Raw genomic sequence first — 24,564 nt, 5'->3', positions numbered from 1 at the left:
CGATGGCTGCCGATACGCTTTTCGAGTCGTTCCGGCTCGGTCCGATCACGCTGCGCAACCGCTTCATTCGTGCCGGTGCCAACGAAGGCATGGTCGTCGAAGGGGCGCCGAGCCGGGCTCTGGTCAAGCACCACCAGGATCTCGCTGCCGGTGGCGTCGGCCTGACGACCGTGGCCTACGGCGCGGTCAGCGACGTGGGGCGCACGCTGCCGAACCAGGTCTGGCTGCGTCCCGAGATCCTGCCGGACCTGCGCGCGCTGGCCGACGCTGTGCACCGGGAAGGCGGCGCGATTTCCTACCAGCTGACCCACGGCGGCTCCTTTGTCACGTCGCGCCGCGTGGATGGCCCGACGATGAGCGCCTCCAGCGGCTTCAACAAGGCCGGCTTCCTGCGTGGCAACTTCTGGCATCGGGCGATGAACCGGGCCGACATGGAGCAGGTGGCGCGGGAGTTCGTGGACGCGGCCCTGCTGTGCCGGGATGCCGGTTTCGACGCCGTCGAGCTGCACATGGGCCACGGCTATTTGCTCAACCAGTTCATCTCGCCCCTGTCGAACCGCCGCACCGATGTTTTCGGCGGCCGCGCGTTGAATCGCGTGCGCTTTCCGGCCGCCGTGCTGGCGCGGGTCAAGGATGCGGTTGGCAGCCGCATGGCGGTGCTCGCCAAGATCAACGTGGCCGACGGTGTGCCCGGCGGGGCGACGGTGGAGGACGGCATCGTCACCGCCCAGGCGCTGGAAGCGGCGGGCGCCGACCTGCTGGTGCTGTCGGGCGGGCGCAACGTCGAGTCTGGCTGGTTCATGTTCGGCAGCAACTTTGCAATGGACGAGATGCAGAAGGTGCTCAAGGGCAGCTGGATCACCGGCCTGATGCTCAAGGCCGCTCAGGCCCGCGCGCCGCGGGTGGACTTCCGCGAGATGTACTTCCTCGACTATTCGCGACGGATCCGCGCCGCGGTGAAAGTACCGCTCGGCTACCTGGGCGGCGTCAGCAGCCTGCACAACGCACGCCAGGCCATGGCCGAGGGTTTCGACGCGGTGGCCATGGCGCGCCCGCTGATCCACGATCCGACGCTGGTTGCCAAATGGCGGGACGGCACACAGGACGCGTCGGGCTGCACCCACTGCAATCGCTGCGTGCCCTACATCTACCACCCGGCCGGGACGTGGTGCGTGATGAATCCGGCCAACGACCCGCAGCTGAACCGCGTGCGCGCGTCGATGTAAGGCGGGGCGCATCGGCAAAATGAAAGGGCGGCCTCGCGGTCGCCCTTGTTTTTTGGGGATTCGGGGCCGGTTTCAGCGCCCCTCGAAGCGGGGCGGGCGCTTTTCGATGAAGGCCTGCATGCCTTCCTTCTGATCTTGGGACGCGAAGAGCAGGGCGTTGGCGCGCCGCTCCAGTGCCAGCGCGGTGTCGAGGGACGCGTCCACGCCGGCCAGGATCACTTCCTTGATCTGCTCGGCGGCCAGCGGCGGCATGGCGGCGATGCGCCGGGCCAGCGTGAGGGCCGTGTTGAGCACTTCGGTGTCCGGCACCACGTCGCTGACGAGGCCGGCCACCCACGCCTCGTGGGCGCCGATCGGTTCGCCGGTCAGCGCCATGCGCATCGCCTTGACCTTGCCGACGGCCCGCACCAGGCGCTGGGTGCCGCCGATGCCGGGCATGATGCCGATGCGGATCTCCGGCTGGCAGAAGCGCGCCCCTTCGCCGGCGACGATCAGGTCGGCCAGCATCGCCAGCTCGCAACCACCGCCGTAGGCATAGCCGCAGACTGCGGCGATCACCGGCTTCGGGCAGTGCTGTATCGGCGCCCACACCCGCTCGGTGTGGCGGCGCAGGATATCGATGGCGCCAACGCCGGCCATGCTCTTGATGTCGCCGCCTGCCGCAAAGACCTTGTCGCCGCCGGTCAGCACGATGCAGCGCACGCTGTCGTCGTCGGCCAGTTCGGCAAAGTGACGGGCGAGGAGAGCCTGGAGCTCCAGGCTGAGGGCGTTGGTGGCATCCGGGCGGTTGAGGCGCAGCACGGCGACGCCGTCTTCCGGACGTTCGAGGAGGACCGGTGGTGCAGTGGCAAGGTCTGCGCTGGAAGCGTGGGACATTGGATTTCCTTAGAGGACAGTCGTTGGGTTCATGCTGCCGCGGCAGTCAGGCTGCGCTGCAGGCGGAAACGCGGAATGGCCATCAGCAGGCACAGCACCGTCACGCCGTAGAGGCTGACGATCGCCGCCAGCGCGTAGCGCAGCGCGTCCGCGCCGAGACCCGGCGTCAGCAGGTCGCTGAGGCCGCCGGCGAGGATCGGGCCGAGGCCGACGCCGAGCAGCGTCATCGACATCACGAACAGGGACGTGGCCTGGGCCAGGCGCTGGGGCGGAAAGAGGTGGCTCATGGCGCCGAAGCAGGGCACCGACCACCAGGTCGCCGTGAAGCTGAAGGCCAGATAGAACAGGAACGCCTGCGGCACCGGCAGGCTGCCCACGTGAAAGGCAACGCCCGCCGGCCACAGGTAGAAGGCCACGCCCAGCGGCACGCTGAGGCTGCAGGCGATGGCCGCAACACCGAGCTGCCAGCCCCGGTCGCGCTTGACGAGGCGGTCGGTGACGGCGCCGCAGGTGAGGGTGCCGACAGTGGACATCAGCCCGCCGCCGAGGCCGACCAGCAGGCCCGCCTGCTTCACATCGAGGCCGTGGCTGCGGATCAGGAAGCTGGGGTTCCAGGTGCCCATCGCGTAGCCGGTGACGGCGGCCGCTGTGCCGGCGGCAATCACCCACAGGAAGGACGGCGTGCGCAGCAGTGTGGCGAGGGTGGTGGTCCACGCTTCGCCGTCGTCGGCTTGGCGTCGAGCGGCCGGGCGGGGCGCCCGCACCGTCAGTGCCAGCAGGGCGCCGAGCAGCACGCCCGGTGCGCCGATGGCGATGAAGGCGATGCGCCAGCCGTAGGTCTGGGCGATCCAGCCGCCCAGGCCGAGGCCGATCACCGCGCCGAGGCTGGGGCCCATCATGAACACCGCCAGCGCCGTGGAGCGGCGCCGTTCCGGATACAGCTCCGACACCATCGCCACCGACGGCGCCGTGCCGCCGGCTTCACCCACCGCCACGCCGATGCGGCACAGGAGCAGCAGCGCGAAGCTGGTGGCCAGCCCGCACAGCATGGTGGTGGCGCTCCAGGCGATGCAGGCCAGCGCCACCACCGGCTTGCGCCCGATGCGGTCGGACAGGCGGCCGAGGGGAAAGCCGAACAGCGTGTAGAAGATCGCGAAGGCGACGCCGGACAAGAGCCCGATCTGGGTGTCGGAGATCGCGAACTCGGCCTTGATCGGCTCGACGAGGATCGAGATCACCAGCCGGTCGATGTAGTTGAACACGTAGATGGTGGCGAGCACCGCCAGCGCGTAGTGGGTGCGCCAGGTGACGGGCGGGTGGGTGAGGTCTGGCTTCAAGGCTGCGCTCCGACGGGAAGAGTGCCCATGCTGTGGCGCCCGGCGCCGGCCGGCATCGTCCGTTCAGACCAGCTGCCGGCCTAGTCTCCTCGGACGATGTTGGGGCATGGCCCGGCGGGGAATGATCGGTGCCGTCAGGGCGCTGCGGCTATTCGTCGGGCGCCCCTTCCGACCCCACCACATTCGCTGAAGGAGATCCGCATGAAGTTCGACAACAAGGTGGTATTCGTCACCGGCGCCGCCCAGGGCATGGGCCTCGCCATCGTTCGCCGTTTTGCCGCCGAAGGCGCCTCGGTGGTCGCCGCCGACATCAACGCCGAAGCCGCTGCCCGTGCGGTTGCCGACCTGGGCGAGCGCGGTCTCGCGGTGGCCTGCAACGTGGCCGACAGCGCCTCCGTGGCGGAAGCCTTCCAGGCTGTGGAAAGCCGCTTTGGCCGCGTGGACGTGGTGGTCAACAGTGCAGGCATCGGCTCGATGGACAGCTTTGTGGACACCCCCGACGAAGCCTGGGCGCGTGTCCTCGGCGTCAACCTCACCGGCACCTTCCTGTGCAGCCGAGAGGGTGCCCGCCTGATGCAGAAGTGCGGCGCCAAGGGGGCGATCATCAACGTGTCGAGCACCGCCGCGATGTCCGGCGAAGGCCCGGCCCACTACTGCGCGTCGAAGGCTGCCGTGATGGGCCTGACCCGCAGCGCGGCCCGGGAGCTGGCGCCGAGCGGCATCCGCGTGAACACCATCGTCCCCGGCCCGACCAACACGCCGATGATGGCCGGCATCCCCGACGAATGGACTCAGGCGATGATCCGCGCGATTCCCCTCGGCCGCATGGGCGAGCCGGAGGAGATTGCTGGCGTGGCGGTCTTCCTGGCCGGCGACGACGCCGGCTTCGTCACCGGCCAGAACATTGCCGTCAATGGCGGCATGGCCTTCATCTGAGGCATTGCCACAATGACCGACAACGCACTCCTGGCGCGGCTGGACCGCCTCGAATCCATCGAGGAGATCCGCCAGCTCGCCGGCAAGTATTCCCTGTCCCTCGACATGCGCGACCTGGATGCGCATGTAAACCTGTTTGCGCCGGACATCCGCGTCGGACGTCGCGGCACCGGCCGCGCGGTGCTCAAGGGCTGGGTGGACGAGACCCTGCGCGAGCAGTTCTCCGGCACCTCCCACCACGTGGGCCAGCACATCATCGAGTTCACCGACCCTGACCACGCGGTCGGAGTGGTGTATTCCAAGAACGAGCATGAGACCGGCCCCGAGTGGGTGATCATGCAGATGCTCTACTGGGACGACTACGAACGCATCGACGGGCGCTGGTACTTCCGCCGCCGCCTGCCGTGCTACTGGTACGCGGTGGATCTCAACAAGCCGCCGATTGGCGAGCGCAAGATGCGCTGGCCCGGCCGCGAGGCCTACGACGGCAGCTTCCATGCGCTGTTCCCGTCCTGGCAGGCCTTCTGGGCCCAGCGCCCGGACAAGGACAGCCTGCCGGAAGTGGCGCCGGCCGCGCCGCTGGAAGGCTTCCTCGCCACCCTGCGGCGCGACGCGCCCGATCCGCGCATCCGGGTCCGCTGATGAGCTGGAAGATGATCTACCTCGCCAGGCGCAACCCCGCCCTGGCGGCGGAGGACTTTCCTCAGGCCTGGCGGGAGCACTCGGCCCTCGGCAGCCGGTGCACCAATGTGCGCGACAAGGTGCTGAGCGTTACCCAGTGCTCCCGCATCCTCGACCGGCCGGCTGCGCTGGCCGGCGCGTCGGCGGACTACGACGGTGTGAACCTGCTCGGCCTGCGCGACCGCCAGGCCGCCGACGACATCTGGAACGACGAGGAAACCCTGCGCATCCTGCGGCCGGACGAGCCGCGGGTGTTCTCCACCTATGTGCGCGATTTCACCCTCGTCGCCCACGACTCGCTGCTGCACTGCGGGCCGGTCAGCGGCACCTGCGTCATCGGCTTCCTGCGCCTGCGCAGCGGCGTGAACTGCGGCGACTTCGCCCGCGCCGCCCATGCCAGCACGCCGTCCCTGTGGCGCGCATCGCCGGTGCTGGCCCGCGCCAGCCGGCTGGTCTTCAACAAGGTGCACGGCGTGCCGCCGCCCGGTTATGAATACGCCGCGGTGCTCGAAGCCTGGTTCGCCTCGCCGGACGAGATTGCCGAAGTCTTCGACGGCACGACCCTGTGGCAGGCCCTGCCGGCGCCCATCGCCGCCTGCCTCGACCTGGCCGGGTCGGTATGCATGCTCACCAGGGTTACGCACAAGCGGCCGTGAGTCGGCGCGGCTACCAACGCAGGACCGAATTTCCGAGCACGGCCCCGATGCCGGCTGGAATGAGCGCCCCTAACAGATACCAGAAGCCAATGAACGGTGCGCCCATTTCCGGACAGTGCAGGCAATAAACCACCGCGGCAACGGACCCCGAAAGCAGGCCGGCGGCGAAACCGGCCAGCCGCGGCCGGGTCGGAGCCAGATCCTTCATGGTGTGCAGTACCGCGGCGAACACCGGCACCGAGAGCATGGCGATCAGCAGGGGGCAGGATTTCCAGGTGTCGCCAAAGAAGAGCTTGGCGCGCTCCATCGGCTCCGCGTCGATCAGCGTGAAGGCGGCGATGGCCCAGATGGCCAGCACGGGAAGGCCGAGCGCAACCGGCACCCGGTCGATCACCGCGCCCGGCCGCGACAGGCGGAGCGCGGCAAACAGGCTCGCCGAGGCCAGACTGGCGACGAATCCGACCTTGACCCAGAACATCGGCAGCAGCAAGGCTTGCGCGAGATCGTGTCGCACCTGCAGGACAAGGAGCATCAGCAGGCTGGCGCCGGCAGCGCCCCAGCCGATGGCAAGCGCGTAGCGCTGTGCGGCGGCTGGTGTCTCGACGGCCCCGGCGCCGGTGGCCAGCATGGTGATCAGATCATCCGTTTTCATAATGCACCTCGAATCTTCGCGGCGAGCGCTTTCAAGCCGCGATGGACGCCGATCTTGATCGCCGATTCCGACATCCCGCTCACATCGGCCGCTTCCTTGACGGACAGGCCCTCGAGCTTGGTATGTACGATCGGCAGGCGGAACCGGTCGGGCAGATCCGCCAGCAGCTTGTTCAGATCCCGACGCGCCTCGGTAGCATCGGAATCCGCCGTGCTGAACAGTTCCATTTCCTCATCCAGCGGATCGTTCAACATCTCATGCGCCGCCCGCCGCCGGAGCAGATCGACCAGCTTGTAGCGGGCGATGGCCTGCACCCACGCCGACAAGGGCTGATCCGCCTCATAGGTGTGACGCAGGTTATGGATGGCAAGCAGGGATTCCTGCACCAGATCCTCGACCTCGTCCGGCAAGCGGGTCAGGCGTCGTCGCAGGAAGGCACGCAGATGCGCACTCAATTCCGTCAGGAACACCCGATAGGCGGCATCATCGCCGGCAAGACCTCGCGTCAGCAGATCCCGCAGGCGCTCTTCCCTCGAGCGAAATCCTGCTTCCCTATTCATTCGTTGCACCGGTGCGTTTGGTTACAGCGGCCAGGGGAAATTCTTGCCGATGCCTTGGCAGAAAAAAATTCTGCCTGAGCTTGTAACCATTTGCCACCCGCCAGCGAATTAACTTTCACGCAGCACAACAAGCGGGCACCCGTTGGAAAGGGGCACCATGGTCAGCGATACCGGTCTCATTCATCCGCGCTGGGTTCGCATCACCCATTGGGTCAACGCGGTTGCGGTCATCACACTGGCCACGAGCGGCTGGCGTATTTACGATGCCTCGCCGTTCTTCCCCTTTGCCATTCCCACGCAATTCACCTTGGGGGGCTGGTTGGGCGGCGCCATTCAGTGGCACTTCGCGGCCATGTGGGTGCTGGCCGGCAACGGCGTGATCTACCTGGCGAGCAACCTCATCAGCGGGCGCCTGCGGAGCAAGTTCTTCCCTTGGTCGCCGCGCGCCTTTCTGGCGGATGTGCTGGCGGCACTCAAAGGCAAGCTGTCGCACGACGATCTGAGCCACTACAACATGGTGCAGAGGGCGGCCTATCTTTTCGTGATGTTCGATTGCGTGCTGCTCGTCCTGTCTGGCCTGGTGCTCTGGAAATCCGTGCAGTTTCCGTTGTTGCGCACGCTGCTCGGCGGCTACGAAGCGGCGCGGCGGGAGCATTTCCTGGCCATGGCGGCGCTGGTAGCCTTCGTCGGCGTCCATCTGCTCATGGTGGCCCTGGTTCCCCGTACGCTGCTGGCCATGATCCGCGGCCGCTAGCAGGCTGATGCAGAACCCAGTGAACGATCCGGCCACCCACCTGTCCTAGCCGTATCCTTCAAACCCCAGGCACAGCACCGATGCGCGGCGAAGTCGATCCCCAGTCCTCGATGTTCCACTATTTCTCGGTCGAGTCCCGGATTCCGGCCGATCATCCGCTGCGTCCGGTGAAGAAACTGGCCGACTCGGCACTCTCGGCGATTTCCGCGGAACTCGATGGGCTTTACGCCAAGGGCGGCCGACCGTCGATTCCGCCGGAGCGGTTGCTCAAGGCGCAGTTGCTGATCGCGTTTTACTCGGTGCGCTCGGATCGGCAGTTCTGTGAGCAACTCGATTACAACCTGCTGTTTCGCTGGTTTCTCGATCTGGACCTGGAGTCGGGTGGATTGGATCAATCCAATTTCAGCCGCCTGCGCGAGCGATTGGTGGAAACGGACATCGCCCGTCGTTTCTTTGACGAAGTGGTGCGTCTGGCCCGCAAGGACAAGCTGCTGTCGTCCGATCACTTCACCGTGGATGGCACCTTGATCGACGCTTGGGCATCCTTCAAGAGCTTCAAGCGCAAGGACGACGACGAGCCCCCCAAGCCCGGCGGTGACGGCACCGGCATGGTGGACTTCAAAGGCGAGAAGCGTTCCAACGCCACCCACCGGAGCACGACCGATCCCGACGCGAAGCTCATGAGGAAAGGCAACGGCCAACCGGCCAAGCTCAGTTACGGCGGCCATGCGCTCATGGAGAACCGCAGCGGCCTGTGTATCGATCTGCTCATCACCGATGCGACGATGGCCGAACACAAAGCGGCTCGCCAACTGCTCACCCGCGCCCGGCGCCGCAGGATTCATCCCAAGACGCTGGGGGCCGACAAGGGCTACCACGTGAAGGACTTTGTCCAGCATTTGCGCGAGCACAAGATCAAACCTCATATCGCCCGAATTGAAGGACGCAAGACACCGGGCCTCGATGGACGGACGACCTGCACCGAAGGCTACAAGGTCAGCCAGCGCAAGAGAAAGCGGGTTGAAGAGATCTTCGGGTGGTTGAAGACGGTGGGTGGAATGAGAAAGACCCGTTTCATCGGAGAAGCCCGAACCCAGATCGCCGCCTATTTGTCGGCAGCGGCGTACAACCTGCTGCGGATTGCGAAATTGCAGACGATGGGGAGTGCGGCATGAAGCGGCACTTGGAATCGGGTGAAAACCCATTTCCCTGCCCAGTCTATGGGCATAAAAATGGGATTGAGAATCCAATTTCGGGAATGAAGTCATGAGAGATCAAACAACGGGCTTCAGGCTGGACGTGGAGTCTGAGCTTTTTGCATCGGCCTGCTAGGGAGTGAGAGACATGATCAAGAACGCTTCCCGTCAGCTCATCGTCAATGGTGAGCGCCTGCTCAAGGACGCACTGAAGGACATGGGGCGCCATCTCGAACAACCGACCCGGCGTGCATTCCTGCAACGCGGCCTGAGCCTGGGCGGGCTGTCGCTGCTCAGCGGCTGTTCGATTGTCGATGAGAGCAGCGTCGAAGAGGCGCTGATGAAAGTGTCCCGCTTCAACGACAAGGCCCAGGCTTGGCTGTTCGACCCCCACCGGCTGGCACCGACCTATCCGGATTCGATGATCACCCGGCCTTTTCCCTTCAATGCCTACTACGACGAGGACGAGATCCGGGAAGTTGACGAAGCGGCTTATCGCCTGGAAGTCAGCGGCCTCGTGGCCGACAAGCATGCCTGGACGCTGGCCGAACTGCGGGCCATGCCGCAGGCCGACCAGATCACCCGCCATATCTGCGTCGAAGGCTGGAGCGCCATCGGCAAATGGGGTGGGGTACCGTTTGCCAGCTTCCTGCGCCGGATCGGTGCGGACCTCAGTGCCAAATACGTCGGTTTCAAATGCGTCGATGACTACTATACAAGTATCGACATGCCGACCGCGCTGCACCCGCAAACGCTGCTGACCTTGACCTATGACGGCCAGCCGCTGCCGCCGCGCTACGGTTTTCCGATGAAGCTGCGCATGCCAACCAAGCTCGGCTACAAGAACCCGAAATACATCCAGGCCATTTTCGTCACCAACACCTACCCCGGAGGCTATTGGGAAGATCAGGGGTACAACTGGTTCGGCGGCAGTTGAGCGATCCCGTTCAATTGCCCTGAATACCCGGCACTTCTGCCGTTCATTCACCACCTAAATGGAGTCCGCCATGAAAACGATCATCTCCAGCATTTTCGCCGCATGTTTGATGCTCGCCGGCAGCACCGTTTTTGCCGACGACATGATGAAGAAGGACGCAATGGCCACCGACAGCATGGCCAAGGACGGTATGAAAAAGGAAATGAAGGCCAAGGACCACATGGCCAAGGACCATATGGCGAAGGAGGGCATGAAAAAGGATGCAATGGCCAAGGACGGCATGAAGAAGGACGCCATGAAGAAAGAGGGCATGGCCAAGGACGCAATGGGCAAGGACGAAATGAAGAAGTAGGTTTGGAAGGCGGTGGGGCCGGCTCCTTTTGCCCGTTGTTATTGCAGATGGCTGACCCCACCAACGCGCTGTGCCACGGCTTGCTACACTGTGCAGTTATCGACGCATCGCCCTGTCGGCATCGGTCATGCGCAGCGCATCGACAACCAGCGCGAACGCGGGTGAGGGCTGGCGGCGGCTCGGGTAGTAGAGGTGATGCCCACCGAAGGGTGCGCACCAATCCTCCAGCACCCGTATGAGCCGGCCCGCCTCGATGTGCGGCATCACTTCATCCTCCGGCAGCAGCGAGATGCCCAGCCCGGCCAGCGCCCCGTCCACCTGGGGCTGCGTGGTATTCACGATCAGCTGCCCGTCCACCCGCACATTGACCTTACGGCCCCGGCGCTCGAAGTCCCATACGTAGAGTCCGCCCGAGGTCTGCATACGCTGGTTGATGCACTGGTGTGCCACCAGGTCTTGCGGCTCCCTGGGAATCGGGTTGGCTTCAAAGTAGCCGGGCGATGCCACCACCGCCAGGCGCAGCGGCGGGCCGATGGGCACGGCGATCATGTCCTTGTCGATGGTATTTCCCAGGCGTACGCCGGCATCGAAACGATCCGCGACGATGTCGCGGAAACCGTAGTTCACATCGAACTCCAGCTTGATGTCCGGATACGCGCGCAGCAAGGGCGTGAGCTTGGGCAGCAGGATGCTGTGCAAGGGGAAATCCCCACAGGTGATGCGCACCGTGCCGGCGGGCTTGTCCCGCAATTCCGTCAGCGCATCCAGTTCCACCTCGATCTCGTCGAAGCGATGCCCGATTGCTTTCAACAGGCGCTCGCCGGCCGTCGTCGGTGAAACGCTCCGCGTGGTGCGCGTGAGCAGGCGGATCTGCAGCCGTGCTTCCAGACCGCTGATGGACTGGCTGAGCGCCGATTGCGTTACACCCAGCAATGCAGCAGCGCGCGTGAAGCTGCCCTCGCGGGCCACCGTGACGAAATAAAGGAGATCGTTGAGATTGCGTCTGGCCATGCCGACAGTCTCCCACAAAGACTGATTAGCGAGCCTGATAGACCCTTTAAGAATTCATTAGATAGTCAGGGAGATGCGCCATCTCCAAGATAGAGCGGACTGCAACTCGCACCCCGACACATCATTCATGACCGCTCACGCTTCCACCGTCTCAACGAACGCCCCCGACACCCCGAGTGAAACCCAGGCCGCGTCCTGGAGTGGCGTCCTTGCCATGTCGATCTGCGCCTTCGCGCTGGTGGCTTCGGAATTCATGCCTGTCAGCCTGCTGACGCCGATGGCCGGCGATCTCCATGTCACCGAAGGCATGGCGGGGCAGGGCATCGCCATCTCGGGCGCATTCGCCGTGCTCACGAGCCTGTTCATCTCGGCCCTGGCCGGCAGCATCAACCGCAAGACACTGCTGCTTGGGCTGACGGCTGCGATGGGCGTGTCCGGTGCAGTCATCGCGCTGGCGCCGGACTATTTCACCTACATGCTGGGCCGGGCCCTCATCGGCGTGGTGGTGGGGGGCTTCTGGTCCATGTCGGTGGCGACGGTCATCCGGCTCGTACCCGGTTCCCAGCTACCGCGTGCGCTGGCCATCCTCAACGGCGGCAACGCGCTGGCCACCGTGGTGGCTGCGCCGCTGGGCGCCTATCTGGGCACCGTCATCGGCTGGCGCGGCGCCTTCCTCTGCCTGGTGCCGGTGGCGCTGGTCACGCTGCTATGGCAATGGCTCGCGCTGCCTGCCATGCGGGCGGAGCGGCGCGCGGCTGGCGCCAATCATGTCTTCAAGGTGTTCACGCTGTTCAGGCGGCGTAATGTCGCGCTCGGCATGGCGGCCAGCAGCCTGTTCTTCATGGGGCAATTCGCGCTGTTCACCTACGTGCGGCCATTCCTCGAGACGGTGACCGCCGTGCAGGTGCCCACGCTCTCCTTCATCCTGCTGGTGATCGGTATCGCCGGCCTCGTCGGCACCTTGTTCATTGGCAACGCGTTGCAGCGGGGTTTCTATCAGACGCTGATCGCCATCCCGGTGACGATGGCCGTGATCGCCGTTGCCTTGATCGCCTTCGGCGGGTGGCAGGCGTTCGTCGTCGCGCTGCTGGCGCTGTGGGGGCTGACCGCCACCGCGGCCCCCGTGGGCTGGTGGGCATGGATCGCCAGAACCTTCCCGCATGACGCCGAAGCCGGCGGCGGCCTGTTCGTGGCTGTCGTTCAACTGGCGATTGGCCTGGGCTCCACCGTCGGCGGCGTCCTCTTCGACCGCGGAGGCTACCAGAGCACCTTCGCGGCGAGCGCAGCATTGCTGCTCACCTCCGCCGTACTCACGGCCATGACCTCAATTCATCCGCAGGAAAGGGAAACCCGATGACGGGTTGAAGTCTGTGGCGCTTCAGCCTTGCCGCATCCTTTTCCTCAGGTGTTCAGCCTGATCATGAAGTGCTGCAGCCTGGATTGGGATCAAGTCACCCGCCCAATCCGCGCCCTGCCATTTCAACGGTGCGAATCTCGAAGGGGAGTGACAGCATAGCAACTCCAGTTTCTTGCTACCGGCGTAGAAAACCGAAAGTCATATTCGACCGTGCAAGTACTGATGTTCTTGCTGAGGGGTTTTGCCACTACGGCACTTGTGCCTGCGTATTCACAAGAGACCCAATAGTCGGTTTCTGATTTCGGGAAGATCCACGTTGAGGTAGTGTTCTTGCCCTTCTTTCTTTCATGTGAAGGGGCAAGTAAGGCTTTTTGATCGGGAGGTCCGTACGAGAAGGATACGCCTATGAACGGATGTTCATCCTGTGTCCCATAATCGGACCAGCCTTCATGAGGCTCGCTGTCGACGGTTTGGATCACCATGATTTTTGGAGGGCATGTATTCTTTTCTTCCGGTTCAGCTCGAGAAGAGAAGGGGGTAGATGCCAAGAGTGTTGCGGTGAGGATTGCGGTAGGGCGTAATCTCATGGCTACTCAACGACCGAGAATGCGTCACCGTTGTTGCTTGGCGTTATAAGGTTCCCATTCTTGTCTTTGCCAAGAAATGGAAGTCGTCTTTTCCTGATCGTGCCACTTGCCGACCACTGATCAACAACAATGATCCCCGCAGCATCTTGACCGATATAAAAGGCGGCGTGGTTACCGGTTCCATGGTTTGGATATTTACCGTTCACGAAGGTAGCTATCGCGGTTCCCTTTTTGAGAAATAGATTTCCTTTTACCGTTCCTCCCTCCTTCCATAGCGATGAAGGGGGCGCCTTTGTGTATTGTTTAATCAATGCAACGCACTGTCTTGTCCCAACAGTCGGGAGTTTTTCTAATGATTCAGCGCTTTCGTAGATGTAGGACACAGTGCTTTCCTTGTGTTTTCTGACGTAGAAGGTAACCGGCACCGGAGCGCCAGCGGACGGCTTCCAATCTCTGCCGCAGTTGCGTTCAATCAAGGTTCTGGGCCCGTTGTCGGAGCGCTTGCGGTATCAGCACTACAGCTTACGGATAGAACAAAAATATGTCTATAGAATATTTTTGTGTGTATCCATGATATTGCGCGTTCGACCCTTACGAATACCTGTGCGCAGTGTCCACACGACTGCCTATCCGCACGGCCGTCCGTCGCATCTCGGAATTACTGCCCACAGCTAGACATGCGTACACGCGGGGGAGCGCAAGAGAAATCAAGTGGAGAGCCTTCGCAACCTCCAGGCCGTCACGAACACCCAAAGCGTCAGCACTCCCGAAGCCAGCCGTTCATAAAGGCCTGTGTGGCTCCGTGTCGCCTCGCTTGCCGACATCAGCGCCAGAAATGCCAGGCCAGCGCAGCCGGAAGCAAGGGAATACGCGCTGAGCGGCCGCAAGCTTGCGTTGCGGCGAAAGAGGAGGGCGCCGAGCAAAGCGGCTGCTGCCAGTGCCAGGAACGCAATCGTCGCGGACAGGCTGTGCAGTCTTTGGCTGAGCACATCCGGCGTGGCGCAGCCGGGTTCGCAGGAGAAGATTCCCGCACCGACGCGGCCAATGCCGTCCACCGCGACGAGCATGGCGACAAGCAGAGTGAGGTGGCGACGATCGGTCATGCGGGTCACCGTCGCGTAAAATGCCGCCGCATAGCCGACGATCAGCACGCCGCTGCCAACGAAGCCACCGAAGCGCATCAACATCGCGGTTGAGCTGCCACGTTCGCCGAGTTCGCTGATGTACTGGCTGACATGATCGAAACCGGGACGCAACTCGCCGGCAAGGATGATCACGGCCGCCCACAGCAAGGGCGCCACAAGGCCGCAGAGCAGGCCGGCCCGGATCATCGGTGGTGGCGACGGATGCGTGGCATGGAAGGCTCACCGCGTGCGTTCGAGCCACCTGAGAAGGGTCTCGAAAAGCAGATCGGGATCTACCGGCTTCGTAATGAAGTCGTTCATGCCGGCTTCAAAGCACTGCGCCTTGTCCTCGGCAAAGGCATTGGCCGTCATGGCGAGGATGGGCACCGTCGCGCCGCAAGACGATTGCCGGATCGTCCGCGTTGCTTCCAGACCATCCATTCGCGGCATCTGCACGTCCATCAGGATCAGGCTGTATTCGTTTCCTGTAGCCAATTGCACCGCCTCGACGCCATCCACCGCAATGCTCACTTCTTGCCCGATGTCGTTCAGCAGTTCCAGCATCACCTCACGGTTCACCAGGTCATCCTCAACAAGCAGGATGCGGCAAGCAGGGTGGTACTTCAGCAGCCTTGCTTTGGCGGCACCGGCCTGGGGCGCAGGGGTCGGTTCTTCGGCATGCACTCCCTTTTTGAGTCTTGCGGTGAACCAGAAGGTGCTACCACGGCCAAGCGTACTGACTGCGCCGGCATCGCCACCCATCAATTGGGCAAGTTTGCGGGTGATGGCCAAGCCGAGGCCGGTGCCACCGTATTTGCGGGTGATGGAGTTGTCGGCCTGCTCGAAGCTGGAGAAAAGTCTTGAAAGGGAGGCCTCCGGAATGCCGATACCCGTGTCCTCGACCTCGAAATGCACAAGGACGTCATCGGCAGTCTCTTCCTCCAGCCTCACGCGCAAGATAACCGCACCGCTTTCGGTGAACTTGATCGCATTGCTGGCGTAGTTGAGCAGGGCCTGCTGCAAGCGGGTCGAGTCGCCCAAAAGCCGGTGGGTCGAAGACTCGACTTCGACGGTCAGCGCGATCCTGCTGGTTTGCGCCTCTTCCTGCAGGAGGGAGGCGACGTTCGCGGCGATGGCGCCGATGTCCACCGGGCTTTCTTCGAGGACAAGCTTGCCGGCTTCGATCTTCGACAAGTCGAGCGTCGCATTGATGATCGCCAGAAGATGCTGACCGGCGGAATCGATCTTCGCCAGTCGTTCAACCTGGTCCGGCGGCAATCCGGTGCGCCGCATCACGTGCACCATGCCGGTGATGGCGTTGAGCGGGGTGCGGATCTCGTGGCTCGTGTTGGCCAGAAACGCACTCTTGGCAATGTTTGCCGCTTCGGCGGCTTCCTTGGCGCGGGACAACTCGAGGGTGCGCTCATTGACCACTTCTTCCAGATGGTCCTGGTAGCGCTTCAACTCCGCTTCGTGCTTCTTCATTTCGGTAATGTCATGCACGGTGCCAATCAACTGGGTGCAGATTCCATTGCCGTCAAATACGGGTACCACGGTGACTTCTCCGACTTTCAAGCCGGCGGGGTAGGCGGTCGTTTCTTCCCAATGGACCGTCTTGCGTTCGTGTATTGCCTCCAGGTATTTGCCAACCACCATGGAGTACGATGATTCGGGAATGACCTCATGAACCATTTTCCCGACAATATGCTCCTCGGGCACATTGGTCGTTTCGACAAAACGCTTGTTGACCGAGACAAAGCGAAACTGAAGATCCTTTTCCACGGCAATCACGAAAATCACATCGTGCACATTGTCATAAATGGCAGCCAATTGATTTTCACGTGCGCGCGCCCGGGCTTCTGCCTGCTTGCGCAGGGTGATGTCCTTGCTGATAACGACAAAGAGCTTGCGATCCCCGACGCGCGCCAGGCGAACGCTGACATCCACCGGCAAGGCTACGCCGTCGGCCCGCCGGTTCTCCCATTCGAAATGGGCAACTTCTCCGGCCCGAGCCCTGGCGAATATCTCCGCAGCCATAACGGCACTCGGCTGTCCGTTCGGCTGAAACTCCGGCGACCAGTCTGCCGGCGAAGTGCCGATGATCTGTTCTTTGGCACAGCCGAACAGCTTCAGCGTGGCCGGATTGCACTGAATCGCCAAGCCTTGCTCCGAACAGGCGATGATCGAGTCACCCGCCGCGTCGAAAAGCGCATGGAACAAATGCGGGTCGATGCTTGAAGGATCCGTACAGTCTGTCAAATTGCGGGCTCCAGTGCAGAAACGACTGCCATTGTCCGGGACGTGGACGAATCATCCACTAAATAGAAAAAATGATATGCGCAGCTCGGCGTCTTTCCTGCGCTGGATTATTATAGAGTTCAATCATTTCTCCCGTACTTTTTAGCGAACGAGACATCATGAAAATGAAACTATTGATAGCGTTCGTCGCCACATGCACCTTGTTAAGCGGCTGCATCATCGCAGACCCCTACTATGGAGGCCCTGGCCGAGAGGAGCGCGGTGGCTACGGGCATCCACATGGTGACCGTCGAGATGACGACGGCGGGCGCTACGGAAATGACCACCGGCATGATCATGACGACGGTCGCGACAGAGACCGGGACCGGGACCGGGACTACCGCAGGGACTAAACGCAAACGCACCTTGTGCAACACAATGGACTCAAGCTGCGTGCAAACTTCCGGCGTCAACGCGGTGGATTTCCGCACGTTAAGCCATTGAGGCAACCGGCCTCTTAGACATCGGAGTGGAACGTATGAACAAGATTATCGCTGGTCTCGTTGCGGGTCTGTTTTCTGTTGGTATGGCTTACGCTCAAGCTCCCGCTCAACCGGCTGCAGCCGCCAAGCCGGCCGTAGCCGCACCGGCTCAACCGACCGCAGGCGCCGCTGCAACACCTGCCGCCTCGGGCTGTGAGGCCAAGGCCGTCAGCAAGACTGGCAAACCCCTCACCGGCGCAGCCAAGGCTGCCTTCATCAAGAAGTGCGAGGGTGGCGCTACTGCCAAAGCACCTTCATCCTGTGCGGACAAGGCGGTCGGCAAGAACGGCAAGCCTCTGGCAGGCGCGGCCAAGACCGCATTCATGAAGAAGTGTGAAGCTGACGCAAAGTAATCCCGCAGTAACTGAACAACGAGAAGCCGGCGTTGTGCCGGCTTCTTCGTTTGTGAGCTGCGTCGCCACGGACTTTGCCGGAACACACCATGAAAGAATCGTGGGGTGTGTCGCTCTGGGGGGCTGGATGCTGCTGCTTTCAACCCGAAGCCATCACTTACCATGGAGGTAAGCGGAATCGACCGCGCGTCACTGGCAGGGCTGTGTGCCCGCCGCAAATAGACCTGGCCCGGCCGCACGCCTTGCGCCGCCGGGCCAGTGCTTCCCTACACGCGTTCGCGTTCCCGCCGGTCGTCGGCGCCGGCAAAACTGCGCCCCTCAACCAGCCTCATCAAGTCCCGGGCCTCGTCCGCGATCATTCCGCAGGCCCACAGGTAGTGCTCCTGGTACTCCGCATCCATGCGCCGGAACATCTCGCCGGCGTTGCTGCGCGTCATCGCGAGCATGGCCTGCAGCTGCGCGAGGCGGGCGCTGAGCTGATCGACGAGGGTGAGGGTATCCACGTTGTTCGCCAGCACATAGAGCGGCGCAGCGGGGGCAGGGAAGTTCAAGGGTGTATTCATGCCGTCGCCCTCCGTGTGCTGTATATCGAACGGGAAGAGAGGCAAGCAGGGAAACCAGATGCAATCGGCACGCGCGGACGCGCACGCCTTTGGACTTGAATGGTCATGGTCGAAGATCCTTCGTTGCGGTTTGAATTTCCACCACCCATTTCTCACGATGGGCGGCGGAACCGTGCGGGGGTGAGAATACCGGAACGAAGGCACCGGCCAGCCTTGCGGCTGCCCCGCACGGACCGCCATTGAACAGGCGTGACCATGCAGCCGAAATGAGAAAGCTGCGTTTCCGCGGCCTCATCGGCCTTCGTTCTATACGGGTTCTCACGCCCGGTCACTACTGTTTAAGTGACGGCGGCGAGTATCAGCCCCGCATCAAGGGGGCGTCAAGCGAGGGATTCCGCAATTCGGGCGGGTAGGGGGGCGATCACAGGCAACCGTTGGTGATGAACTTCATCACCGGGTAGACACGGCTCTTCCGCTGATGTGCATGCACTAGTCCGCCCGCGTGCGGTTGGTCACGACAGCGAATTACTTATGTTTAAGCGTTTGTGTTAGACGCATTTTCAATTTCTGCCAACTTATTCCGGACTCTCTTTGCAACTAGCACGACCCGAGCATCCCTCCCGATAAACCATGCAAAAAGAAAGAAAAAAATAATTAGGCCAAGGGCTGTTATGTGGGAAATGGCGGATAGATTTATTAATAGCTGAAAGAGCAAAGCCGCAATGAGAAAACCCATGGCAATTACAAGGCCAATAGAAGTCCAGAGTATCGTATGTGCTCCCCAGCCTAAGTCGACGACAAGGGTTTTGTCCTTAATATTAAGGTATATCGATGAAAGCCGAAGCTCAGACAAAGAGAATCTTCCAGTTTCGTAGGCGCGCGTTAGAGCACTTATAAACTGCGGCGACCCTGTTCTCCCAAACACGTTCCGAATAACCTCTTCGTCTCTAGCCGTCTCGACCAGTCGGTGCAGCGACTCGTTTTTCTCACACTCTTTCGCAAGGAAGGCAAGTTTCTTTAGCTGACGCTTCTGTAGATGTTCGTTATTGAACTCGAACAACGACTTGAGCATCTTCATCACGGTCCCTAGGAATGCTAGAGCAGCAACAGCAACTGCCGACCAAGATCTTAAGATCTCGATAATTTCTGTCATACGCAACTCCATGCGGTGGAGCGTAGCTCAAACCGATTTCCCCCATTACAGTGCTAGCGGTGTCAAGGGGGAGTGTTGGTCGATATGAATAAGACCGTCGCTCGATGTCCGCTTCCGACCCACAGCAGAAGTTAGCTGCTTGGGAAAGCGGACGTTCAATGTTCGCCATAACCGGCAGCAAGAGCGGTGCGACGAAGAAGCGCCACAATTACTACCAGTCAGGACATTGTTATACCCATTGTTTTTTCAAGGGCGAGTTGCCAGATGTTCGTATCCAAGCAGCGATGCGGGATTGAGTTCACTGAACCCCCAACTCGGCAATTTACGGGTTCCTTCCTGATAGCGCTTGAGTAGCGGCTCAAGGTCTTTTGGTGCATCAACGGACAGCAACACTTTAGATTTATTGAAGTAGGTCTTTGAAACAGACCTAGCAAATATTTCAAGTGGACTATTGAAATGACCAAGATAGAGCAGCGTTTCAGGCCACCAGCGCTTGTAATAGTCCTGTGTCTCAATTTCTGCACGCATAAATGCAACAAAGTCCGCCTGTAGTAAATGGCGGAAGTCGATCCCGGTTCCAGAGCACCGCTCCTTCAATAAGTCCGCTCTAAGGGAAAGCCGCCGAAGATCTAGTCGACTGTTCCTGTTCTCCAATGAACGCATGTGCACCCGAAAAACGATGAAGCTGACCATTGTATCTCGGCCATAGTCTGAATTTCCTGGTAGATAATACTGCTGCTGGAGAAGGTAATTTGCTTGCTCTATCCGATCGTGTTTTAGAAGAATCGCCAGTGCATATAAAAATAATTCGTGAACTATGAATTTGTAATTATCAAAATCACATTCGTTCCATTGAGAAACGTTTTGAGGCCTGCTCATGTAGGGAATCATACTTTCAAAAAATCGATGTAGCCTCCGTATAAATTGCTCCTCAGGTGAGTACTGCGCAACCGCAATAAACAGCTGGATTGCTTCATTGCGAAATGGAAGAAATTCCTCAATGTTCTTAATTAAAGCGTCGTCAAACTCGCCGTCTGGGCTTGATATGCGAAATTTCTCGAGATTTTCCGCAAAAGCAGTGCAGTACTCGTCGAAAGCTCCAGCAGCATGTGCCTTATGGTTTTTTATTGCGTCAACGCACCTCTTGAAGATTGCCGTTGTACCCAGTGAGATATGCTCGCCCTCTGACAAAAATGAAGGCTTATGGCCGATTTCTGGTTTGACATAGAGCGGCTTATCGAAAATCCATCGCAGTAGACGCTCGAAATTATCCGTGTACCTATCTGCTTCACTCAGGTCAATATAAATTCGAGATTTATAGTACGTGGGGAGACACGCTTTTCCGCTCGCGTCCTTTTCGCATACAACCGCAACAAACTTCTCTTGGGCTTGGTTCTCATAAACCTCCCTTGAGATAATCTGCGTTTCTGTCCCTACGCCACCTGCTCGCCCATCGGCTTTGGCGGCGTATTTTTCGTCGCAGATGATGGCCACTTTCTTGATTTCTGGATCAGTGACCATCTTCTCCATGAAGGCGACCGCATCGTGCCCCTCTTTGAGATCCCATTTATCTAAAATAACGTCGACACCAGATTCACGCAGTTCCGTTGCGAGATCTATGACCCACTGTTCGTGCTCAGGATTTGACCAACTGTATGAGATGAAGAGTTTGGGGGTAGTCATTTATCAAGGCTCAAGGGATTGGAAAGCGAACGTTCAACGCAGAAGCGCTGAGGGTACCCAAAAGCGCAGCTTTTGGGCTGTCCCTCTCGACTGCCGAGTTATGCCTTCTCACAAGTTTCCGACTTGTTTGCGCTAGGAACAGTAGTAGAGCCCTTGAGCGCGAACGTGCCACTGAGCTTGTTGCATGAATCACACATAGGAACTATCCGCTCCCCGGTTACTGCGGAATTAATGACATGGGCACCAAGCGTCGGGGCGCTTGAGCAATTTTCTACCGAGCAGGTAGTAGGCCATGATTTTTTTGCGAACTTGATCCAGTGGTCTTTCCATGTGCCGCACTTGCATCCTCGATCGGTAGTGCCAGCCTTATTTTTCCAACCAGTTGCAGAAATGCTCATGTCTTTCTCCTATGGTAAGTAATAAGATCTTGAAGGTATAACGTTTAACTTGTGGGCGGTCCCTCTGTTAGCACTCACCCCGTCGTCCGCAACAGCTTTGTGAGTTGGTTGTCACCTGTAGTCTCAATCTGCTCATCGAGTTCCACCTTGACCTCGGATGCTTCGAGTTGTTGGATATACGAGATGTAGCTTTGCTTTGATTCCTCGGCGGTGGTGAGGAAAAACTTATCGTTGCCCGACGCGACGCACATTGCTGCGACCGCGTCATGGATGTTCCGGCCGTTTGCCAATAGGTGGTAGAAGGTGGAAAACGCTACAGCAGTCTCTGGCCACGTTGGTTTCGCGCAGTTTCCGACAATGGCGAGGAAGGGATGTTCAGTGCTGTCCGGAACCATTGCCATGCGCTGCCCAGAATAGCCCTCGCACGTGGACATGCAGATGACCAAATTTCCGTTGAAAGCCCTATTGACGGGTATTAGCAGATCGCGCAATTGATGCCATTCAAGGATTTCGCCGGATGATAATTGAATTCCGTTGGCGTAGCCATGTGCACTGATGTGAAGGATTGGAATGCTGTTGGGCGTGCCTTGCATGGCCTCCGATAAGCCAATGCTGAGGGCTGCCTGAAATGCTTCAAGGTTGATGGCGAGTCTCAGCGTGCAGGAAATCACGTTGAGGTTGACCGCCTGGCGAAGCAAGTCGCCTTCACCCCTGCGATGGTAGAGGTCCACCGAAGAAGGGGATTCGACGATATAAACAAAGAAGCCAGGGCCGTGCCCTTGTTGATTCGCTACGTCATTCATGTGAGTGCTAACTAGGTATATGGAATGCTCGCCCCAAGCATTTCATCCCAATGTGGGTACTCGCTATGAATTTCGTCACTTCTGCATAGGCGGCGTGTGAGCTGATTTACCACAGCGTCGAAACACCTTGTCCGTTCAACACCGTCCTCCATAACACTTGCATCTCACGCTCCTCCGCTGCACGTCTCTTCGCACGAGCCAGCCAAGGCCATCACCACCCGAAACCTCTTCGCACACCGGTGCACGAAGAACTTCACCCCGTGCACGAAGAACTCACACCCGTGCACGCTCAACGTGCACGGGTGAACATTGAGCGTGCACCGCTGTTACCTCTTCGTGCACGCGTGTGAGATCAACTCTCACGCGTGCACGTTGATCTCTCACGCCTGAAAGTTCTTCTCACACGCGCCAATGTTGATCTCACAGCCGTGTACGTTGATCTCACACGCGCTGTATCTCTTGTTCACGCCGCCATACATCAACTTCGCGGCGCTGAAGCACACCCCTAGTCCCATCGGACGATGGTTGCGCCGTCCATCCCTAATAGGCTGCGTCTCGCAGGCTGGGCCGGGGTGGGCTGGGCTTGTGCCGTCCGGGCGCGGCTTGAACTTCCAATTACGCACCGTCCGTCGTCCGGGGCGGGTGGGCTGGTTCAGGAGACAGACAATGGCTTTTCGCTTGCAGGACAAGGTCGCTTTCGTGACGGGGGGTGGTACGGGCATTGGCGCGGCTACCGCGATCCGTTTTGCGCAGGAGGGGGCGACGGTGGTGATCTGTGGCCGCCGCCGCGAGCCGCTGGATGCGGTGGTGGCGTCCATCGTCGCAGCCGGCGGCAAGGCCGAGGCGGTGGTGGCGGACGTGAGCGACGAGGCGGGCTTTACCGCTGCGCTGGCCGATTGCGCGGCGCGCCACGGGCGGTTCGACATCCTGGTGAACAATGCGATGGCCTACACCTGGGGCTCCATCGAGGAGACGTCCACTGCCGATTGGCATGCCAATTTCAGCACCTCGGTGGACGGCACTTTCTGGGGCACCCGCAGCGCGATGAAGCTGATGAAGGGGAAGGGCGGTTCCATCGTCAATCTGTCGTCCATCTGCGGCACGCTGGGTACGCCGTGGATGTCCGGTTATTCGGCGGCCAAGGCGGCGGTGATCAATTTCTCCCGTGCGGCGGCGGCTGAAGGCGCGCCCCACGGCATTCGCGTGAACGTGGTGATTCCAGCGGTGGTCGAGACGCCCGCCACGGCCGGCATGCTGGCCGACGCGGCTTCGCGCAAGAACACCGAAAAGCTGATTCCCATGGGCCGCGTCGGGCAGCCGGACGAGCTGGCCAATGCGATCCTCTTCCTGGCCAGCGATGAGGCGTCCTACATCACCGGTGCGGCCTTGCCGGTGGATGGCGGGCGTTCGTCGGTGCTGGTGACGGTGCTGTAAACGGGGAGCTTGCAGATGGAACGTGCCAGCCTTGCCGCGCTCGCCGTGGCGCCCTTGTTCGAGCCCGTGCAGCTGGGCGAGCTGCGTCTCGCCAACCGCATCGTGATGGCGCCGATGACCCGCAACCGCGCGGATGCGGACGGTGTGCCCGGCGATCTGATGGTCGAGCACTACGCGGCCCGCGCCGCGTCGGGCTTGATCGTTGCCGAAGGCTGCTGGCCGAGCGTGACCGGCCAGGCCTATTGCCGGCAGCCGGGTATCGAGACGGCCGCCCAGGTGGCCGGCTGGCGGCGCGTGACGGATGCCGTGCATGCCCGCGGCGGCCGTATCGTGCTGCAGCTGATGCACGCTGGCCGCATCGGCAGCCGACACATCAAGCCGGCGGGGGTCGAGACGGTGGCCCCGTCGGCCGTGCAGGCGGCCGGCGAGATCTACACCGACAGCGCCGGCATGCAGCCCTTCGACCTGCCGCGCGCGCTGGCGACCGACGAGGTGGCCGCAGTGGTGGAGGAATTCCGCCGCGCCGCGTCGAACGCCATCGAGGCGGGCTTCGACGGTGTGGAGCTGCACTGCACCAGCGGCTACCTGCCGATGCAGTTCATGTGCTCGGGCACCAATACCCGCACGGACCAATATGGCGGCAGCGCCGCCAACCGGGTGCGCTTCGCGGTGGAGTGCCTGCAGGCCATGGCGGCGGCGGTGGGCGCCGGGCGGGTGGGTTTCCGCATCAATCCGGGCAACACCTACAACGACGCCCGCGACGCGGATTCCGCCGCCACCCACGCGGAGCTGCTGCGCCAGGCCAATCCCCTGGGGCTGGCCTACGCTCACGTGATGCGCGCGCCGGCGGACGTGCCGGGTCTGGACGCCTTCGCGCTGGCGCGGGCGAATTTCGACGGGCCGCTGATCCTCAACGACGGTTTCGACGCGCCGTCCGCCGCTGCGGCGCTGGAGGCCGGCGCCGGCGAGGCGGTGTCCTTCGCGCGGCATTTCATCGCCAATCCGGATCTGGTGGCGCGCCTGCGCGACGGGCTGGATCTGGCCCGTTTCGACCGGCGCACGCTGTACACCGCCGGCGCGGCGGGCTACAACGACTATCCGGCCGTGGCCTGACGGCAGCGGAAGGTTTGCGATGCCAATCACGGAGACGCAGGG

26 protein-coding genes are annotated in these 24,564 nt (G+C 61.3%); 13 read left to right on the top strand and 13 right to left on the bottom strand.

The annotated features are described in order from the left end of the window. Nucleotides 1-2: 2 nt before the first annotated feature. Nucleotides 3-1,226, top strand: coding sequence for an NADH:flavin oxidoreductase (locus AC3QL2_RS23855; RefSeq protein WP_493234982.1), 1,224 nt, complete (start codon nt 3-5; stop codon nt 1,224-1,226). 72 nt (nt 1,227-1,298) lie between these two features. Here AC3QL2_RS23855 and AC3QL2_RS23850 read toward each other — a convergent pair whose 3' ends face one another. Continuing rightward, nucleotides 1,299-2,102, bottom strand: coding sequence for an enoyl-CoA hydratase (locus tag AC3QL2_RS23850; protein ID WP_493234984.1), 804 nt, complete (start codon nt 2,100-2,102; stop codon nt 1,299-1,301). Between the two features lie 29 nt (nt 2,103-2,131). Next, nucleotides 2,132-3,439 (bottom strand): spinster family MFS transporter, encoded by a 1,308-nt coding sequence (locus AC3QL2_RS23845; protein ID WP_493234986.1) that lies wholly within the window; start codon nt 3,437-3,439, stop codon nt 2,132-2,134. A 201-nt stretch (nt 3,440-3,640) separates the two neighbouring features. On the opposite strand from AC3QL2_RS23845, the gene AC3QL2_RS23840 reads away from it, so the two are divergent. The 3 genes from AC3QL2_RS23840 to AC3QL2_RS23830 are packed head-to-tail and all read left to right on the top strand — an operon-like array spanning nt 3,641 to nt 5,712. After that, nucleotides 3,641-4,375 carry an SDR family NAD(P)-dependent oxidoreductase gene (locus AC3QL2_RS23840; RefSeq protein ID WP_493234988.1) on the top strand — a complete coding sequence of 245 codons (735 nt, stop codon included), beginning with the start codon at nt 3,641-3,643 and terminating at the stop codon, nt 4,373-4,375. A gap of 12 nt (nt 4,376-4,387) precedes the next feature. Further along, nucleotides 4,388-5,017, top strand: a complete 630-nt coding sequence (locus AC3QL2_RS23835; protein ID WP_493234990.1) for a nuclear transport factor 2 family protein — start codon at nt 4,388-4,390, stop codon at nt 5,015-5,017. Then, nucleotides 5,017-5,712: an EthD domain-containing protein gene (locus AC3QL2_RS23830; protein WP_493234992.1), complete on the top strand. Its 696-nt coding sequence runs from the start codon at nt 5,017-5,019 to the stop codon at nt 5,710-5,712. Before AC3QL2_RS23835 ends, AC3QL2_RS23830 begins: the two co-directional genes overlap by 1 nt. A gap of 10 nt (nt 5,713-5,722) precedes the next feature. Here the strand turns inward: AC3QL2_RS23830 and AC3QL2_RS23825 are convergent, their stop codons facing one another. Together AC3QL2_RS23825 and AC3QL2_RS23820 are read right to left on the bottom strand one after the other, a co-directional pair. Continuing rightward, nucleotides 5,723-6,364 (bottom strand): NrsF family protein, encoded by a 642-nt coding sequence (locus AC3QL2_RS23825; RefSeq protein WP_493234993.1) that lies wholly within the window; start codon nt 6,362-6,364, stop codon nt 5,723-5,725. Next, a complete protein-coding gene (locus AC3QL2_RS23820; RefSeq protein ID WP_493234994.1) occupies nt 6,361-6,924 on the bottom strand; it encodes a sigma-70 family RNA polymerase sigma factor in 564 nt (187 codons plus the stop codon). Before AC3QL2_RS23820 ends, AC3QL2_RS23825 begins: the two co-directional genes overlap by 4 nt. A gap of 157 nt (nt 6,925-7,081) precedes the next feature. On the opposite strand from AC3QL2_RS23820, the gene AC3QL2_RS23815 reads away from it, so the two are divergent. The 4 genes from AC3QL2_RS23815 to AC3QL2_RS23800 all read left to right on the top strand — a co-directional run bounded on the left by AC3QL2_RS23815 (nt 7,082) and on the right by AC3QL2_RS23800 (nt 10,163). Next, nucleotides 7,082-7,678 (top strand): cytochrome b/b6 domain-containing protein, encoded by a 597-nt coding sequence (locus tag AC3QL2_RS23815; protein WP_493234995.1) that lies wholly within the window; start codon nt 7,082-7,084, stop codon nt 7,676-7,678. A gap of 80 nt (nt 7,679-7,758) precedes the next feature. Then, nucleotides 7,759-8,853 (top strand): IS5 family transposase, encoded by a 1,095-nt coding sequence (locus tag AC3QL2_RS23810; RefSeq protein ID WP_493240271.1) that lies wholly within the window; start codon nt 7,759-7,761, stop codon nt 8,851-8,853. A gap of 169 nt (nt 8,854-9,022) precedes the next feature. Continuing rightward, the gene (locus tag AC3QL2_RS23805; protein WP_493235780.1) at nt 9,023-9,811 is read left to right on the top strand and encodes a molybdopterin-binding protein; all 789 of its coding nucleotides are present in this window, start codon (nt 9,023-9,025) and stop codon (nt 9,809-9,811) included. Nucleotides 9,812-9,881: 70 nt separating this feature from the next. Then, nucleotides 9,882-10,163 (top strand): pentapeptide MXKDX repeat protein, encoded by a 282-nt coding sequence (locus AC3QL2_RS23800; RefSeq protein ID WP_493235779.1) that lies wholly within the window; start codon nt 9,882-9,884, stop codon nt 10,161-10,163. A 96-nt stretch (nt 10,164-10,259) separates the two neighbouring features. Here the strand turns inward: AC3QL2_RS23800 and AC3QL2_RS23795 are convergent, their stop codons facing one another. After that, nucleotides 10,260-11,174 (bottom strand): LysR family transcriptional regulator, encoded by a 915-nt coding sequence (locus tag AC3QL2_RS23795; RefSeq protein WP_493235777.1) that lies wholly within the window; start codon nt 11,172-11,174, stop codon nt 10,260-10,262. Between the two features lie 214 nt (nt 11,175-11,388). Here AC3QL2_RS23795 and AC3QL2_RS23790 point away from each other — a divergent pair, with 214 nt between their 5' ends. After that, nucleotides 11,389-12,531: an MFS transporter gene (locus tag AC3QL2_RS23790; protein WP_493235776.1), complete on the top strand. Its 1,143-nt coding sequence runs from the start codon at nt 11,389-11,391 to the stop codon at nt 12,529-12,531. A gap of 122 nt (nt 12,532-12,653) precedes the next feature. Here the strand turns inward: AC3QL2_RS23790 and AC3QL2_RS23785 are convergent, their stop codons facing one another. The 4 genes from AC3QL2_RS23785 to AC3QL2_RS23770 form a co-directional block, all read right to left on the bottom strand. Then, entirely contained in the window at nt 12,654-13,118 is a 465-nt protein-coding gene (locus AC3QL2_RS23785) for an STY0301 family protein (RefSeq protein WP_493235774.1), read from the bottom strand. A 2-nt stretch (nt 13,119-13,120) separates the two neighbouring features. Next, on the bottom strand, nt 13,121-13,501 hold the full coding sequence (locus AC3QL2_RS23780) for a BPSL0067 family protein (protein ID WP_493235772.1): 381 nt from the start codon (nt 13,499-13,501) through the stop codon (nt 13,121-13,123). A 324-nt stretch (nt 13,502-13,825) separates the two neighbouring features. After that, nucleotides 13,826-14,449: a DUF998 domain-containing protein gene (locus AC3QL2_RS23775; RefSeq protein ID WP_493235771.1), complete on the bottom strand. Its 624-nt coding sequence runs from the start codon at nt 14,447-14,449 to the stop codon at nt 13,826-13,828. 33 nt (nt 14,450-14,482) lie between these two features. Then, the gene (locus AC3QL2_RS23770; protein ID WP_493235770.1) at nt 14,483-16,501 is read right to left on the bottom strand and encodes a PAS domain S-box protein; all 2,019 of its coding nucleotides are present in this window, start codon (nt 16,499-16,501) and stop codon (nt 14,483-14,485) included. Nucleotides 16,502-16,735: 234 nt separating this feature from the next. Here AC3QL2_RS23770 and AC3QL2_RS23765 point away from each other — a divergent pair, with 234 nt between their 5' ends. Next, the gene (locus AC3QL2_RS23765; protein WP_493235769.1) at nt 16,736-16,984 is read left to right on the top strand and encodes a hypothetical protein; all 249 of its coding nucleotides are present in this window, start codon (nt 16,736-16,738) and stop codon (nt 16,982-16,984) included. Nucleotides 16,985-17,018: 34 nt separating this feature from the next. Further along, the gene (locus AC3QL2_RS23760) at nt 17,019-17,375 is read left to right on the top strand and encodes a hypothetical protein (RefSeq protein WP_493235768.1); all 357 of its coding nucleotides are present in this window, start codon (nt 17,019-17,021) and stop codon (nt 17,373-17,375) included. 266 nt (nt 17,376-17,641) lie between these two features. On the opposite strand, the gene AC3QL2_RS23755 is transcribed toward AC3QL2_RS23760, so the two are convergent. The 4 genes from AC3QL2_RS23755 to AC3QL2_RS23740 all read right to left on the bottom strand — a co-directional run bounded on the left by AC3QL2_RS23755 (nt 17,642) and on the right by AC3QL2_RS23740 (nt 21,975). After that, entirely contained in the window at nt 17,642-17,938 is a 297-nt protein-coding gene (locus AC3QL2_RS23755; RefSeq protein WP_493235767.1) for a hypothetical protein, read from the bottom strand. A 535-nt stretch (nt 17,939-18,473) separates the two neighbouring features. Beyond that, complete coding sequence (locus tag AC3QL2_RS23750; protein ID WP_493235766.1) at nt 18,474-19,091, bottom strand: hypothetical protein; 618 nt, start codon at nt 19,089-19,091, stop codon at nt 18,474-18,476. A gap of 246 nt (nt 19,092-19,337) precedes the next feature. Then, nucleotides 19,338-20,774, bottom strand: a complete 1,437-nt coding sequence (locus tag AC3QL2_RS23745) for an SEFIR domain-containing protein (protein WP_493235765.1) — start codon at nt 20,772-20,774, stop codon at nt 19,338-19,340. A gap of 472 nt (nt 20,775-21,246) precedes the next feature. Beyond that, nucleotides 21,247-21,975: a hypothetical protein gene (locus tag AC3QL2_RS23740; protein ID WP_493235764.1), complete on the bottom strand. Its 729-nt coding sequence runs from the start codon at nt 21,973-21,975 to the stop codon at nt 21,247-21,249. Between the two features lie 666 nt (nt 21,976-22,641). On the opposite strand from AC3QL2_RS23740, the gene AC3QL2_RS23735 reads away from it, so the two are divergent. Together AC3QL2_RS23735 and AC3QL2_RS23730 are read left to right on the top strand one after the other, a co-directional pair. Then, nucleotides 22,642-23,409 carry an SDR family NAD(P)-dependent oxidoreductase gene (locus AC3QL2_RS23735; protein ID WP_493235762.1) on the top strand — a complete coding sequence of 256 codons (768 nt, stop codon included), beginning with the start codon at nt 22,642-22,644 and terminating at the stop codon, nt 23,407-23,409. A 15-nt stretch (nt 23,410-23,424) separates the two neighbouring features. Then, complete coding sequence (locus tag AC3QL2_RS23730) at nt 23,425-24,522, top strand: alkene reductase (protein ID WP_493235761.1); 1,098 nt, start codon at nt 23,425-23,427, stop codon at nt 24,520-24,522. The last annotated feature ends 42 nt before the right edge of the window (nt 24,523-24,564 follow it).

This window comes from Zoogloea sp. GW822-FHT05C07, from assembly GCF_058800215.1.
Note: the sequence above shows the minus strand (reverse complement) of the source record. Positions and strands in the feature narration are given on the sequence as shown.

Bases quoted from the DNA above. Each gene is read 5' to 3' on its own strand.
- AC3QL2_RS23835 (WP_493234990.1), top strand. From the start codon at position 4,388: ATGACCGACAACGCACTCCTGGCGCGGCTGGACCGCCTCGAATCCATC.
- AC3QL2_RS23830 (WP_493234992.1), top strand. From the start codon at position 5,017: ATGAGCTGGAAGATGATCTACCTCGCCAGGCGCAACCCCGCCCTGGCG.
- AC3QL2_RS23730 (WP_493235761.1), top strand. From the start codon at position 23,425: ATGGAACGTGCCAGCCTTGCCGCGCTCGCCGTGGCGCCCTTGTTCGAG.
- AC3QL2_RS23810 (WP_493240271.1), top strand. From the start codon at position 7,759: ATGCGCGGCGAAGTCGATCCCCAGTCCTCGATGTTCCACTATTTCTCG.
- AC3QL2_RS23815 (WP_493234995.1), top strand. From the start codon at position 7,082: ATGGTCAGCGATACCGGTCTCATTCATCCGCGCTGGGTTCGCATCACC.
- AC3QL2_RS23755 (WP_493235767.1), bottom strand. From the start codon at position 17,938: ATGAATACACCCTTGAACTTCCCTGCCCCCGCTGCGCCGCTCTATGTG.
- AC3QL2_RS23760 (WP_493235768.1), top strand. From the start codon at position 17,019: ATGAACAAGATTATCGCTGGTCTCGTTGCGGGTCTGTTTTCTGTTGGT.
- AC3QL2_RS23775 (WP_493235771.1), bottom strand. From the start codon at position 14,449: ATGATCCGGGCCGGCCTGCTCTGCGGCCTTGTGGCGCCCTTGCTGTGG.
- AC3QL2_RS23805 (WP_493235780.1), top strand. From the start codon at position 9,023: ATGATCAAGAACGCTTCCCGTCAGCTCATCGTCAATGGTGAGCGCCTG.
- AC3QL2_RS23745 (WP_493235765.1), bottom strand. From the start codon at position 20,774: ATGACTACCCCCAAACTCTTCATCTCATACAGTTGGTCAAATCCTGAG.
- AC3QL2_RS23800 (WP_493235779.1), top strand. From the start codon at position 9,882: ATGAAAACGATCATCTCCAGCATTTTCGCCGCATGTTTGATGCTCGCC.
- AC3QL2_RS23820 (WP_493234994.1), bottom strand. From the start codon at position 6,924: ATGAATAGGGAAGCAGGATTTCGCTCGAGGGAAGAGCGCCTGCGGGAT.
- AC3QL2_RS23765 (WP_493235769.1), top strand. From the start codon at position 16,736: ATGGAGGCCCTGGCCGAGAGGAGCGCGGTGGCTACGGGCATCCACATG.
- AC3QL2_RS23790 (WP_493235776.1), top strand. From the start codon at position 11,389: ATGTCGATCTGCGCCTTCGCGCTGGTGGCTTCGGAATTCATGCCTGTC.
- AC3QL2_RS23785 (WP_493235774.1), bottom strand. From the start codon at position 13,118: ATGAGATTACGCCCTACCGCAATCCTCACCGCAACACTCTTGGCATCT.
- AC3QL2_RS23740 (WP_493235764.1), bottom strand. From the start codon at position 21,975: ATGAATGACGTAGCGAATCAACAAGGGCACGGCCCTGGCTTCTTTGTT.
- AC3QL2_RS23840 (WP_493234988.1), top strand. From the start codon at position 3,641: ATGAAGTTCGACAACAAGGTGGTATTCGTCACCGGCGCCGCCCAGGGC.
- AC3QL2_RS23735 (WP_493235762.1), top strand. From the start codon at position 22,642: ATGGCTTTTCGCTTGCAGGACAAGGTCGCTTTCGTGACGGGGGGTGGT.
- AC3QL2_RS23855 (WP_493234982.1), top strand. From the start codon at position 3: ATGGCTGCCGATACGCTTTTCGAGTCGTTCCGGCTCGGTCCGATCACG.
- AC3QL2_RS23750 (WP_493235766.1), bottom strand. From the start codon at position 19,091: ATGACAGAAATTATCGAGATCTTAAGATCTTGGTCGGCAGTTGCTGTT.
- AC3QL2_RS23795 (WP_493235777.1), bottom strand. From the start codon at position 11,174: ATGGCCAGACGCAATCTCAACGATCTCCTTTATTTCGTCACGGTGGCC.
- AC3QL2_RS23850 (WP_493234984.1), bottom strand. From the start codon at position 2,102: ATGTCCCACGCTTCCAGCGCAGACCTTGCCACTGCACCACCGGTCCTC.
- AC3QL2_RS23825 (WP_493234993.1), bottom strand. From the start codon at position 6,364: ATGAAAACGGATGATCTGATCACCATGCTGGCCACCGGCGCCGGGGCC.